The sequence below is a fragment of the Mesorhizobium sp. M0587 genome (assembly GCF_040320945.1).
GTDB lineage: Bacteria > Pseudomonadota > Alphaproteobacteria > Rhizobiales > Rhizobiaceae > Mesorhizobium.
The window spans coordinates 1-13,104 of record NZ_JAMYQP010000073.1; the positions used below are offsets into that span (position 1 = coordinate 1).

11 protein-coding genes and 1 pseudogene are annotated in these 13,104 nt (G+C 64.3%); 4 read left to right on the forward strand and 8 right to left on the reverse strand.

Annotated features, from left to right (window positions below):
- Window positions 1–166: 166 nt before the first annotated feature.
- The 4 genes from NKI49_RS32350 to NKI49_RS32365 form a co-directional block, all read right to left on the reverse strand.
- Window positions 167–1,198, reverse strand: coding sequence for a BMP family protein (locus tag NKI49_RS32350; RefSeq protein WP_352605937.1), 1,032 nt, complete (start codon window positions 1,196–1,198; stop codon window positions 167–169).
- Window positions 1,199–1,351: 153 nt separating this feature from the next.
- Window positions 1,352–2,557, reverse strand: coding sequence for a 3-oxoadipyl-CoA thiolase (gene pcaF, locus NKI49_RS32355; protein ID WP_352605939.1), 1,206 nt, complete (start codon window positions 2,555–2,557; stop codon window positions 1,352–1,354).
- 1 nt (window position 2,558) lies between these two features.
- The gene (locus NKI49_RS32360) at window positions 2,559–3,356 is read right to left on the reverse strand and encodes a CoA-transferase subunit beta (RefSeq protein WP_352605941.1); all 798 of its coding nucleotides are present in this window, start codon (window positions 3,354–3,356) and stop codon (window positions 2,559–2,561) included.
- The gene (locus tag NKI49_RS32365) at window positions 3,353–4,210 is read right to left on the reverse strand and encodes a CoA transferase subunit A (protein WP_352605943.1); all 858 of its coding nucleotides are present in this window, start codon (window positions 4,208–4,210) and stop codon (window positions 3,353–3,355) included. Before NKI49_RS32365 ends, NKI49_RS32360 begins: the two co-directional genes overlap by 4 nt.
- A gap of 122 nt (window positions 4,211–4,332) precedes the next feature.
- Between NKI49_RS32365 and NKI49_RS32370 the strand changes: the two genes are divergently transcribed.
- The gene (locus tag NKI49_RS32370; RefSeq protein WP_352605945.1) at window positions 4,333–5,103 is read left to right on the forward strand and encodes an IclR family transcriptional regulator domain-containing protein; all 771 of its coding nucleotides are present in this window, start codon (window positions 4,333–4,335) and stop codon (window positions 5,101–5,103) included.
- A gap of 84 nt (window positions 5,104–5,187) precedes the next feature.
- Here NKI49_RS32370 and NKI49_RS32375 read toward each other — a convergent pair.
- From NKI49_RS32375 to NKI49_RS32390, 4 genes and pseudogenes are all read right to left on the reverse strand, one after another.
- Window positions 5,188–6,485, reverse strand: a pseudogene (locus NKI49_RS32375) (NAD(P)/FAD-dependent oxidoreductase).
- A gap of 2 nt (window positions 6,486–6,487) precedes the next feature.
- Window positions 6,488–7,858, reverse strand: coding sequence for a glutamine synthetase family protein (locus tag NKI49_RS32380; RefSeq protein ID WP_352605955.1), 1,371 nt, complete (start codon window positions 7,856–7,858; stop codon window positions 6,488–6,490).
- Between the two features lie 5 nt (window positions 7,859–7,863).
- On the reverse strand, window positions 7,864–9,147 hold the full coding sequence (locus NKI49_RS32385; protein ID WP_352605947.1) for a glycosyltransferase: 1,284 nt from the start codon (window positions 9,145–9,147) through the stop codon (window positions 7,864–7,866).
- A 10-nt stretch (window positions 9,148–9,157) separates the two neighbouring features.
- The gene (locus NKI49_RS32390; RefSeq protein WP_352605949.1) at window positions 9,158–10,096 is read right to left on the reverse strand and encodes a GntR family transcriptional regulator; all 939 of its coding nucleotides are present in this window, start codon (window positions 10,094–10,096) and stop codon (window positions 9,158–9,160) included.
- Window positions 10,097–10,332: 236 nt separating this feature from the next.
- Between NKI49_RS32390 and NKI49_RS32395 the strand changes: the two genes are divergently transcribed.
- The 3 genes from NKI49_RS32395 to NKI49_RS32405 form a co-directional block, all read left to right on the forward strand.
- On the forward strand, window positions 10,333–11,397 hold the full coding sequence (locus NKI49_RS32395; protein WP_352605951.1) for a polyamine ABC transporter substrate-binding protein: 1,065 nt from the start codon (window positions 10,333–10,335) through the stop codon (window positions 11,395–11,397).
- Window positions 11,398–11,676: 279 nt separating this feature from the next.
- The gene (locus NKI49_RS32400; RefSeq protein ID WP_352605957.1) at window positions 11,677–12,519 is read left to right on the forward strand and encodes an ABC transporter permease; all 843 of its coding nucleotides are present in this window, start codon (window positions 11,677–11,679) and stop codon (window positions 12,517–12,519) included.
- Window positions 12,512–13,104, forward strand: a 593-nt coding sequence (locus tag NKI49_RS32405) for an ABC transporter permease (protein WP_352695910.1), incomplete at its 3' end; no start/stop codon positions are given. The genes NKI49_RS32400 and NKI49_RS32405, both read left to right, overlap by 8 nt.

Below are 13,104 nucleotides of genomic sequence, written 5' to 3' on the forward strand. Positions count from 1 at the left end.
TGTCGTGGGCGGCGTCTTGGTTTACGACTGCGCTGTGTTGTGGTGGTTGGGGTGTTTCTGTTCTTTCTTTTTTTTTCTTTGTTGGGGGGGGGGCGCCCCCGCGGCGCCGACCCCCACCCCGATCCGCTTCGCGGATCGACCCTCCCCACTAGGGGGAGGGTAAAACTCAATCCGAAACCGGCGTGTTCTCATCCACGTCGACGCGGAAATTGCCTTCCAGGATTTCGGCCTTCTTCTTCTCGACAAGTTCCTTGACGTCCGCCGGCAGCGTCTTGTCGAACTTGTGATAGGGCGCCAGGAGCGAACCGCCCTTGGCCATGCGCGAGAAATCGCCATAGTCCTGCGCGGTGAAGACGCCGGCCTTGACCAGCTTGATTGCCTGTTCGACCGTCGGATACATGTCCCAGACCGGGCCGGTGATGACCGTGTCGGGGCCGAGACTCGACTGGTCGGACATGTTGGAGATGGCGTAGATCTTCTTGTCCACCGCCGCTTCGATGACGCCGAAGCGCTCGGCATAGATGACGTCGACGCCGGCGTCGATCTGCGCGACGGCGGCTTCCTTGGCCTTGGGCGGATCGAAGAACGAGCCGATGAAGGCGACCTTCTTCTTGACGTTGGGATTGACCTCCTTGGCGCCGGCGAAGAAGGCATTGACCAGCCGGTTCACTTCCGGAATGCCCATGGCCGCGACGGCGCCGATCGTGCCCGATTTCGACATCTTGCCGGCGATCATCCCGGAGAGATAGGCCGGCTCGTGGATCCAGTTGTCGAAGACGCCGAAATTGGGTTCCGCCGGGCCGGCGCCCGAGCCGAACAGGAAGGCGGTCTTCGGGAACTGCTTAGCGGTGCGGCGCGATTCGCGCTCGGCGGCGAAGGCGTCGCCCAGCACCAGCTGGTAACCGCCTTGCGCGTATTCGCGCATGACGCGGCTGAAATCGGCGGTCTGCACCTTTTCCGACCATTTGTATTCGATGCCGAGTTCCTTCTCGGCCTTCTGCAAGGCGACATGGATCTGGTTGTCCCAGGGTTCCTCGATCGGCGTGGCGAAGATCGCCGCTACCTTCAGTTTTTTCCCTGCCGCGAAGGCGGCACCCGGCAGCATGGCGGCTGCCAGGCCAAGCGCGCCGAGCTCCAGCACATTGCGTCGCGAAAGGCCTTCGCGCGGAAAATGAGATTTGTTCTTTCGGTTTTCCATTGCAATCCCCTCTGTTCGACAGCCGTGTCGAGCCGGCTGTTCTAAAAAATCAGACGGGGAACTATGGAACGGGTGCGGACTTTTGTCCACGTGGTCAAATTTGGCCGTGAGTCGGATCAGAGATCCGATTGGCCGGTCAGGAAAAGCTGACCGTCAAACCCGTTCGAGCGCGATGGCGATGCCCTGGCCGACGCCGATGCACATCGTCGCCAGTGCATAGCGGCCGCCGCGTTCGCGAAGCTCCAGCGCCGCCGTGCCGGAGATGCGGGCACCCGACATGCCGAGCGGATGGCCAAGCGCGATGGCACCGCCATTGGGGTTGACGTGCTCCGCGTCCTCGGCAATGCCGAGTTGGCGCAACACGGCGATGCCTTGCGAGGCAAAGGCTTCGTTGAGCTCTATGACGTCGAATTGTCTTGGCGTCAGGCCGAGCCGCGCGCAAAGCTTTTGCGTCGCCGGCGCCGGGCCGATGCCCATGATGCGCGGCGCAACGCCGGCGGCGGCCCCGCCGAGGATGCGAGCGATCGGCGTCAGGCCGTATTTTTTCACCGCTGCTTCGGAAGCAACGATCAGCGCCGCCGCCCCGTCATTGACGCCGGACGCATTGCCCGCCGTCACCGTGCCGCCTTGCCGGAACGGCGTCGGCAGCTTGGCCAGCGTCTCGACCGTGGTGCCGGCGCGGGGATGTTCGTCCTTCGACACGACAATCGCATCGCCCTTGCGCTGCGCGATCGTCACCGCTGTGATTTCCTTGGCCAGCCGGCCATTGGCTTGCGCCGCGACAGCCTTGTCCTGGCTGCGCGCGGCAAAGGCGTCCTGGTCCGCCCGGGAGACGGCGAACTCTTCCGCCACGTTCTCTCCGGTCTCCGGCATCGAATCGACGCCGTACTGTATCTTCATCAGCGGGTTGACGAAGCGCCAGCCGATGGTGGTGTCATAGATCTCGGCGTTGCGCGAAAACGCCGTGTCGGCCTTGGGCATGACGAAGGGCGCGCGGCTCATCGACTCGACGCCACCGGCAATCATCAGCTCGGCCTCGCCGGCCTTGATGGCGCGCGCGGCGATGGTCAGCGCATCCATGCCCGAGCCGCACAGGCGATTGACGGTCGAGCCCGGAATCTCCTTGGGCAGGCCGGCCAGCAGCAGCGCCATGCGCGCCACATTGCGGTTGTCCTCGCCGGCCTGGTTGGCGCAGCCATAGACGACGTCGTCGACCGCCTGCCAGTCGGTGCCCGGATTGCGCTCGACCAGTGCCCTCAGCGGGATAGCGCCGAGGTCGTCGGCGCGCACAGAGGACAACGAACCGCCAAAACGGCCGATCGGCGTGCGGATATAGTCGCAGATATAGGCCTCGGCCATGTCATGCAGCCTTTGTTCTTCCGGTCCCTTCATGCGCCGCCTTGGTGCGGGCCTGCAGGTCGCGCAATGTCGTGAGCTCGAGTTCGCTTGGCGCCGGCGTTTCGTCAAGCGCCTCGGCGAACTTAACGACCCAGCCACAGCTGTCCTGCACCTGCTGGCGGGTGACGCCAGGATGCAACGACGCCACCGTGAATTCCTTGCTCACCGGATCCGGCTTCCAGATGGCGAGATCGGTGATCAGCAATGTCGGACCGGCGGTGTCGATGCCTAGCCGCCGGCGGTGGTCACCGCCGTCGCCATGGCCGAAGGAGGTGAAGAAGTCGATCTTCTCGACCATGCCGCGCTTGGTCTGCGCCATGGTGATGTAGACCTCTTTCGACGACGTCGCGATCTCGGGCGCGCCGCCGCCGCCGGGCAGCCGGGTCTTGGGATGGAAATAGTCACCGATGACCGTGGTGTTGATGTTGCCGAACTTGTCGAGCTGCGCAGCGCCCAAAAAGCCGATCGAGATTCGCCCGCCTTGCAGCCAGTAGCGGAACATTTCCGGCACCGCGACGGTGGTGACGGCGGTTTCGCACAATTCGCCGTCGCCGATCGACAGCGGCAGCACTTGCGGAGCGGTGCCGATCGTGCCGCTCTCGTAGATCAGCGTGATATCAGGCGCATGCGTCAGCCGCGCCACGTTGCAGGCGGCCGACGGCGCGCCGATGCCGACGAAACAGACATCGTCGTTGCTCAGCGCGCGGCTGGCGGCAATCGTCATCATCTCGTTCGGGGTGAAACCCGGATTGTCGCTCATGCCGCTTTCCTCAGATGCTCGACCCGGACCGCGAAATCGCCGGCGTTTTTTTCAATGACGTTGGCCTGCATCCACGCCTGGAATTTTTCACGGTCGGCGGCGATCTCGTCCCATTCGAGATAGGCCGCATTGTCACGCGCATAATAGCCATGCGCGTAGGACGGGTGCGAGCCGCCCGGCACGACCGATATCGCCGCGATCGTCCAGCGCGGCAGCACGGTCGGGTTGGGGTGCAGATCGTCGAAATTGTCGACCACTTCCTCCACCGTCACCACCGCTCGGCTGGCCGCCAGCACCGCTTCCTTCTGGATGCCGATAATGCCTTCGACCAGCACATTGCCTTTTTTGTCGGCCTTCTGCGCATGGATGAAGGTGACATCCGGCCGGATCGAGGGAACGGCCGCCAACACCTCGCCGGTGAACGGACAAGTGATCGATTTAATGTTCGGGTTGACCGCCGCGAGGCCAGCGCCGCGATAGCCGCGAAACACCGCGCAGGGCAGGCCGGCCGCGCCCGCCTCGTAGGCGTTGGCCATGCCGGCATGGCTGTGCTCCTCGACCTCGATCGGCCTGGGGAAACCGTTCTCGATGGCGTCGCGGGCGCGCCGCAGCAGGCCGACGCCGGGATTGCCGAGATAGGAGAAGACGACTTTCCTCGCCATGCCCATCCCGATCATCTGGTCATAGATCAGGTCGGGCGTCATGCGGATCAATGTCAGGTCGCGAAAGCCCTGGCGGATCGCCTCATGCGCCGCCGCCGTCGGAATCAGGTGGGTGAAGCCTTCGAAGGCGACGGTGTCGCCATTGCTCAGGTTCTCCGCAACGGCCTGTTTGAGCGGCAGGAACTTGGCCATCGTATCGGCTCCCAAATCCGAAAAGTTCGTATTGGCGAACATATGTTTCATATGTGATACTTTGTATGCTGACCGAAGGCTGGGAGTCAATCCAGACGAAGATGCCGCTCGGCGGAGGCTCGATGGACGAAGAGACCACTTCCCGTGACCATGTCGGCTCGCTCGAGCGCGGCCTTGCCGTCATGGAGATCCTCGCCCGCCATCCCTCGGGTATGACGCTGACCGAAATGGCCGAGGAGGCGAGCCTGACCCGCGCCGGCGCCCGCCGCTTTCTGCTGACGCTTGTCGCCACCGGCTACGCAACCCAGGCTGGCCGCGTGTTTTCGCTGTCGCCGCGCCTGCTGACGGTCGCCCGCACCTGGCTCGGCGGCGCCTCGCTGTGGACCTTCGCCGCGCCCATCATGCGCGCGGTAGCGGCGCAGCTGAACGAGGCCTGCTCGGCGGCCATCCTGTCGGGCCAGGACGTCGTCTATGTCGCCCGCATCCCGGGTCGGCGGATCCTCAGCGTGTCGCTGGATGTCGGCACCAGGCTGCCGGCCTATTGCACCTCGATGGGGCGTATCCTGCTTGCCGGCCTGGCGCCCCAGGAACTGAACACATTTCTCGACCGGACGACCATCGAGAGGCGGACACCGAAGACGATCGCCGACAAGCGCTCGCTGGCTGGCGCCATCGGCAAGGCGAAGGCGGACGGCTTTGCCATCGTCGACGAGGAACTGGAACTCGGCCTGCGTTCCATCGCCGTGCCGATCCGCGACCGCTCAGGAAGCACGGTCGCGGCAATCAACGTCTCGACTCAGTCGGCGCGGTTTTCCGTCGCGGAGATGGAGCGAGAAATCCTGCCGGCGCTGCTGGAGGCCAGGCGGCGGATCGAAGAGTTCTTTGTAGTGTAGGAAGGTATTCCACACGCCAAGTCGCAACTGCCACGGCATGCAAAGTCCATGCGTCGGCGGGAACATCTCGCGACCCAAACCTCCTCAATGCTTGATGCGGTCCCGCATCGCGTACCACAGCATCCCCAGCACATAGAGCGGACCGCGCAGAGCCGTGCCGCCTGGGAACGGCATCGGGGTCAGCGTCGAGAACAGGTCAAGCCGCACGGCATCGCCGGTGATCGCCTCGGCCAGGAGCTTGCCTGACAGCGTCGACAGGATGACGCCCTTGCCGGAATAGCCATGCGCGAAATAGACCTCGCCATAGTGCCCGACATGCGGCAGCCGCGACGTCGTCACCGACACCAGCCCGCCCCAAGCATGATCGATGCGGCAGCCCTTGAGCTGCGGAAAGGTCGCCTCCATATGCGGCCGCACGAAACCGGCGATGTCGGCCGGCGGCGACGGCGTGTAGCGCTCGCCACCGCCGAACAGCAGGCGGCCATCAGCCGACATGCGGTAATAGTTGACGACGAAGCGTGTGTCGGACACCGCGACATTGGCCGGGATGACGTTGCGCTTGCCCTCCAGCGGCTCGGTGGCGACGATGTAATTGCCGACCGGCATGATGCGGCTGTTGACGCGCGGCTCCAGCCCATTGAGCAGCGCGTCGCCTGCCAGCACGACGTGTTTTGCCCGCACCGACCCTTTGATGTCGAGACCCGGATCGAAGGCTCGCGCGCCAGCTTCACCGCCACCGAATTCTCGTGGATGACGACGCCGGCCGCGCTTGCCGCGCGGGCAAGCCCGAGCGTGTAGTTGAGCGGATGCATGTGGCCGCCGAGCGGCTCGTACATGGCGCCGTGGTAGGGCGTGTCGACCTTTGCCCGCGCCTGCGCCGCCGACAGGATCTCGACGTCGCGGAATTTCATCTCGCTCTCGAGGCATTTCGCCTCTTCCTCCAGATCCCGGAGATCGGAGCCGTTGACCGCGCCGACCAGATGGCCGGTCAGCCTGAGGTCGCAATCGATGGCATGGCGCTCGATGATGTCGAGCACCAGGCCGCGCGCTTCGAAGGCAAGGTCGAACAGCGCCTTTGCCCGTTCGGGCCCGTAGAGCTTGACCAGGCCTTTGGCACCCTTGCGCAGGCCGGGAATCATCTGGCCGCCATTGCGCCCCGAAGCGCCCCAGCCGATCTTGCCGCCTTCGAGCAGCACCACCTTCAAGCCGCGCTCGGCGGCATGAAGGGCGGCCGACAGGCCGGTGCAGCCGCCGCCGACGACGACCAGGTCGGCCTCGAAGTCACCGGCAAGTGCCGGATGGTCCGCCGCCGGATTGGCGGTGGCGACATAATAGGATCTGCCGATATCGAGGCCGGAATTGAAACCCGTTGAAGATGCCATGATCACACCTTCAGCAGCAGGTGATCGCGTTCCCAGCTCGTCACCACGCTCTGGAACAGGTCGAGCTCGACGCTCTTGACGCGCAGGTAAGTCTGGAAGAAATCCTCGCCGAGCAATGCTCGCACCGGCTCACACGCCTCGAAACGGTCGAGTGCCTCCTCCATGGTTTTCGGCAGCGTGCTCTTGATCTTGTAGGCGTTGCCCGTGGCTTCCGCCGAGCGCGCCAGCTTCTGCTCGACGCCGAGATAACCTGCCAGAAGCGAGCCGGCGATTGCCAGATAGGGATTGCAATCGGCACCCGGCAGTCGGTTCTCCACCCGCCGCGCTGCACGCCCGCCGGCCGGCACGCGCAGGCCGCAGGAGCGGTTGTCATGCGACCACTCGATATTGGCCGGCGCGCTGTGGTTCGGTCTGACGCGTCGGAACGAGTTCACGTTGGGCGCAAACAACGGCATGATCTCGGGAATGTATTTCTGCAAGCCGCCGATGAAATGGCCGAACATCGGGGTATCGGCATCGTCGCTGCCGGCGAACAGCGTCTTGCCGGCCTCGTCGATGACCGACATATGCAGATGCATCGAGCTGCCGGCCTGTGCCGCGATCGGCTTGGCCATGAACGTGGCATGCATGCCGCATTGCTGCGCGGCTTGGCGCGTCAACCGCTTGAACAGCAGCACCTTGTCGGCCAGCGGCAGCGCGTCGCCATGCAGGAAATTGATCTCCAGCTGACCCGGTCCCGATTCATGGATCAAGGTGTCGAGCGGCAGTCCGGCGGCCGCCGCATAGTCATAGATGCGCCGGACCACCGGTTCGTATTCCTCGAGCGCCACCATGTCGTAGGGATGCTGCACGGTTTCAGTGCGGCCATTGGCGCCGACCGGTGCCGTCAGCGGCTGGTCCGGATCGGAATTGGGCGCCGTGAGGTAGAATTCCACCTCAGGCGCCACCACCGCCCGCCAGCCCCGCCGGCGGTAGAGATCGACCACGGCCCGTAGCACATGGCGCGGCGAGGCCATCCATGGCCGGTCGTCCATATGAAAGGCATCGGCGAAGACATAGGCCTTGCCCGCGCCGGCGCCGGACGCCAGGCAAAGCGTTGAAACATCGGGCACCATGCGCATATCCGGGTCCGAATACGCAAAACCCTCGTCGATCGAGCCGGAATAACGGCCGTCGATGCTGACCAGGAAGGCGCTGCTCGGCAGATAGAGCGCACGGTCTTCCAGCGCCGTGAGGAACTTGGCCGTCGGCAAGGCCTTGCCGCGCAGGACGCCGTTCATGTCCGGCACCAGGCACTCGACCTCCGTGATGTCGTGCTCGGTCAGCCAGGCTTTGGGGTCGTTGGTTGCGGCATTCGTGTTCTTGTCGAGCATTTCGTTCATGTCCGTATCAGAGAGAGTATGGCTTGCGCGGCCACTTCCGTTCCGGGTTTCAGCGCCATCTTGGCTGCATTGTCCCTAAGGCGGGCGCGCATGGCATCGTCGGCCAGCAGACCGAGAATGGCTCTCTCCAATACTCCTTCGGTCCAGCCGTCACGGCCGATATGGTCGCCGGTGCCGGTCTCTTCGGCGCGGCGTGCATTGTCGTGGCCGTCCCAGCAATAGGGCATGATCAGCGACGGCACGCCGAAACGCAGTGCCTCGCAAAAGCTGTTGTTGCCGCCGTGATGGATGAACAGGTCCGATTTCGCCACCACCGAGGGCTGCGGAAACCAGGCGTCGAGATAGACATTGTCGGGCACCGCGCGATAGGTATCGCGCAGGCCGCCGGCATTGACGATGAAGCGCGCCGGCAGCCTGTCGAAGACGGCGAGCATGCGCTCGATCAGCCCGACATCCATGGCGCCGAGACTGCCGAAGCTGAGATAGACCAGCGGCCCTTTGTTGCGCGGAAACACCGGCACCTCGAACGGCCCTTCCGAACGCACGCAGCCTTCGAGATAGACGAAGCGGTCCGGGTCGAGCGGCTCGGCGCGCTCGCGACGCACGATCGACGGCGTCAGCAGCAAATTGAGGTCGGGCGAGGGTTCGAGAAACAGGCCCTTGGGCAGCGGCGCCAGGCCGGCATCCGTCCGAAAGCGGTTGAAGCGGTCATGCGCCGGCGCGCAGGCCTTGAGATAGCGGGCCTCGAACGCCCCGCGTTGCGGGTCGTCGGCGGCGAGGCCCGAGAGGTAGGGCGGCACTTGTGCATCCGGCAACTCGGTCTCGGCGCAGGAGACGACACGCACCCACGGACAGCCTGCGGCCGATATCGCCGGGAACATGACGACGTTGTCGAGCACCACCGCGTCGGGCTTCAGCCGGGCCAGCAATTGGCGCAGCGGCGTTTCGGCATTGATCGCCGTGTCGACGATCGCTTGCCAGGTCGGCGCGACATAGGTTTCGAGCTGATCGATCGGGCTCAGCCTGAAATGCGGCAGATGCCGGCGTACGAAGGCCTGCCAGTAACTCTGACGGTCGCTATCGCTCAGCGGCTCGTCGGTCGGCAGCTGGTGTTCCTGGAAACCATAGTCGGCAAAGACGCCGGAAAAGCCGGCATGGCAGATGAAGACGGGCCGCGCGCCCCGGGCGCGCAGCGCCTGCGCGATGCCGACGCAATTCAACGCCGCGCCGAAGCTTGCTTCGGGAAACAGCGCGATGGTCGGGCTGGCTTTACGCGTCAATTAATCCTCGTCATTCCGGCCGGTTGATCATGCCGAACAGCGCGGGCGCCCCGCGGCTGGCCGCTTGCGGTCGCTGGTTGCGGGAAAGCCGCAGGTGGATGCGAAGCAGATCGGCAGCCACCTCATACTGCCGGCTTTCGAGATGGTCGAGTATGTTGAGGTGTTCGCGCAGCGATTGCCGCAGCCGGAACACGTTGACGCCGGCATAGATGCCCGGCAACCGGCGCAGCCTGAGATGATCGGCCAGCGCATCGGCAACGAAGCGGTTGGCGCAGCCCTCGGCGATCATGCCGTGAAAATCGATGTCCAGCCGCTGGAACTCGCGCGTGTCGAATGCCGCGTCCGGAAGTGCGATCAGCGCCTCCATGCCCAAGCGCAATGCCGCCGCCCGCGCTCCGTCCACACGGAACCCTGGCGTCAAGATCGCGGCGGGCTCCAGCAACAGGCGAAACTCATAGCTTTCGCCTTGCGCCTCGGGATCGTCAGGCGCGCGGCGGAAAAGCCAGGATTGGCCGGGGGCACGGTCCAGCAGGTTCTCTTCCGTTAGTTTGTTAAGCGCTTTTAGTACCGTCTTGCGTTCGGCACTATACCGTCGCATTAGCCCCGCGACTGTCACCGTCTGGTCCAGCCGCCGCGCCGAGCGGTCGCGCAGGATCGCCTCGGCGAGCTCATCCTCCTCGGCGCTGGGCAGTTCGGCTGATATAGCGGGCTGCGCGGCGAGATCGATCGCCAGGTGATAACCTGAATCTGCCTGCCAGCGAACGACGCCCTGTTCTGCGAGCAGGCCGAGCGCCGCCCGCACCGGCGTACGCGAGACATTGCAAAGCGAGGCGATCTGCTGCTCGGGCAAGCGCGCGCCGGGCCCGAAGCCACGCTGCCGCGCCACATCAAGGATGCGCTGCGCCAGGTCGAGATGGTTGGTGCGAGGTCGTCGGGCTGCGGTTTGCATGGCTAATCTCGGTGAGCGGACGTGACCGCATTGATTGACCGATCGTCAGCACGGACGCAATCGGCCAGATTCCTCGGTCGCCTGGCAAATTATGGATTGACGTACTTTTTTCCGCAATAGTACTGTTAAGGCAATCGGCGATAAAAAGACCGAGGGGAACGGGATCGAGGCGACGGCACGGCCGCGAGCATTGGTCCGACGAAGAATTCGACGATCAACCGGAATGGGAGTCTGTCATGACCGTTACCAGCCTGCGGCGCCGTGCGCTGAGAACGTCTTCAATCGCCCTCGGCCTGGCCTTGGCGCTGTCCGCGCCGGCTGACGCCGCCGACCTCGTCATTTCCAACTGGGACGGCTACATGGCGCCAGACGCCATGGCGGCCTTCAAAACCGCGACCGGCGTTTCCGGCGAAGTCGTGGTGCACGCCACCAATGAAGAGATCATGGGCAAGCTCATCGCTGCCGGCGGCAAGGGCTATGATGTGGTCTTCGTCTCTTCGCCCTTCGCCGAGGTGCTGAACAAGCTCGGCCTGACCGAGCCGATCGACCACGCCAAGGTCCCCAACCTCGCCAACCTCTATCCCCAGGCGACCAAACTGCCGCACGATGTCGGCAACACTTTCTCCGTCCCCTACACCTGGGGCACCACCGGCCTCTGCTATCGCTCGGACCTGGTGAAGGTCGCACCGACGAGCTGGAGCGACCTGCTCGCGCCTTCCGACGACCTCAAGGGCAAGACCACCATGCTGGCGACCGATCGCTGGTTGCTGGCCGCCGGCCAGCTCGACAAGGGTTTTTCGGTCAACGAGACCGATCCGGCCAAGCTCGCCGAGGTCAAGGACCTGCTGATCTCGGCCAAGAAGACCCTGCTCGCCTATGACGACACCACCTTCTATTCAAAGCTGGTTTCCGGCGAGGCGCTGATGGTGCAGGCCTGGGACGGCTGGTGCAATTACGGCATCGCCGAGAAGCCCGAGATCAAATACATCATTCCCAAGGAAGGCTCGGACCTTTGGGTCGACACGATGGTGGTGATGAAAGCATCCGCCAACAAGGACGCCGCCTTCCAGTTCATCAACTTCATGCTCGACGCCAAGAACCATGCCTGGGCGGCGCAGAACATCGACTATAAGGTGCCGAACAAGCCGGCGATGGAAAGCCTGCCGGCCGATTTCCTGGCAAAATTCCCCAACATGGCGATGCCGGTGGCCGACCTCGTCAAATTCGAGCAGTTGCGTGACGTCGGCGACGCCCAGCGCGATTATTCGAAGATCGTCAGCGAGATCAAGGCCGCGCAGTAAGGACTATTCCAACAGCATCCTGGAATTGAGCTTGCATTCCGTGGCGCCCCCCTCTGGCCTGCCGGCCATCTCCCCCTCCAGGGGGGAGATTGGCTGTGGCGTCGCTTTCGCCAACCTTCGAAATCCAAAGGCAGGCGAGAGGCTGGAGCTGCTGATCTTCCCCCTTGAGGAGGAGATGCCCGGTCCACCCTCCGCAGCTGCAGCGCAGCTGCTGCGGAGGACGGGCAGGGCAGAGGGGGGTACTTCGTGAAGCACCAACCCTCCCGCTCCTCCTTGCTGATGGCCCCGGCGCTGGCCTGGCTCGCGGCCTTGATGGTGGTTCCCTGCGCGCTGGTGCTGGCGCTCGCCTTCTTCCGGCGCGGCATCTATGGCGGCATCGAATACACTTTCACTCTGGAGAATTTCGGGCTGGTCTTCGACCCGCTCTATGCCGGCATCTTCCTCAAATCGGCGCGCATCGCCGGCACGGCGACCTTGACCGCGGTGGTGATCGGCTATGCCGCCGCCTACGCCATATCGGCGGCCCCGCGCCGGCTGCAGCCGGTGTTCCTGTTCTTCGCCGTATTGCCGTTCTGGTCCAACTATTTGATCCGCACCTATGCCTGGATCGTGCTGCTCAATCGTGAGGGCCTGATCACCCAATTGCTGCGCTGGTTCGGCTACACCGGCGAGCCACCGTCGATGCTCTACACCGAAGGCGCGGTTGTCGCCGGCCTGGTCTACAACTATTTGCCCTTCGTCATCCTCGCCTGCTACGCGCCGCTGTCGCGGCTCAACCCGGAACTCGCCGAGGCCTCGCGTGATCTCGGCGCTTCCGCCGTCACGACCTTTCGCCGTGTCATCCTGCCGCTGACCGTGCCCGGCATCGCTGCCGGCGCCGTCTTCGTCTTCGTGTTGTCGATCGGCAATTTCGTCACGCCGGCACTGCTCGGTGGCGGCCGCTTCCAGATGATCGGCAATCTCGTCTACGACCAGTTCCTGACCGCCAATGACTGGCCGTTCGGCGCGGCACTCGCTATGGCGCTGATCGCCATCATGCTGCTGGTGCTGATGGCGCAGGCGCTCGCCGCCGACCGCGCCTCGGGACGGGCAGCTGAGGCCAAGGGTAACGCCGATGGCTGAGCGCACTCCTGCCGCGCAGCGCGCGCTCTGGTTCGTGCTGTCGCTCGTCTTCGCCTTCCTCTACATCCCGATCGCCGTCCTGGTGGCGCTGTCCTTCAACGAGGGCGGCCTGCCGACGGCATGGTCCGGCTTTTCGCTGAAATGGTACGTGTCGCTGGCCGGCAATTCAGCCATCCTCTCCTCCGCGCTCAACACCCTGATCGTGGCGCTGGTCTCGACCGCAATCGCCACGTTGCTCGGCACATTGCTGGCGATCGGCGTCGAGACGCGCCGACAGTACGGCAAGGGTCTCGAAGCACTGATCTTCGCGCCGATGATCATCCCCGACATCGTGCTGGCGATCGCACTGCTGTCGTTCTTCTCTATGCTCGACCTCACCATGGGGCTGCACACCATCATCCTCGCCCATGTCGTGTTCAACCTCGCCTTCATCTGCTCGGTGGTGCGCGCCCGGCTGAAGAGTTTCGATTGGTCGATCGTCGAGGCCTCCGCCGACCTCGGCGCATCAGCCATCACCACCTTCCGGCGGGTGACATTGCCGGTCATGGGGCCCGCGGGGGTGGGCGGCGGGGGGGGGGGGGTGGT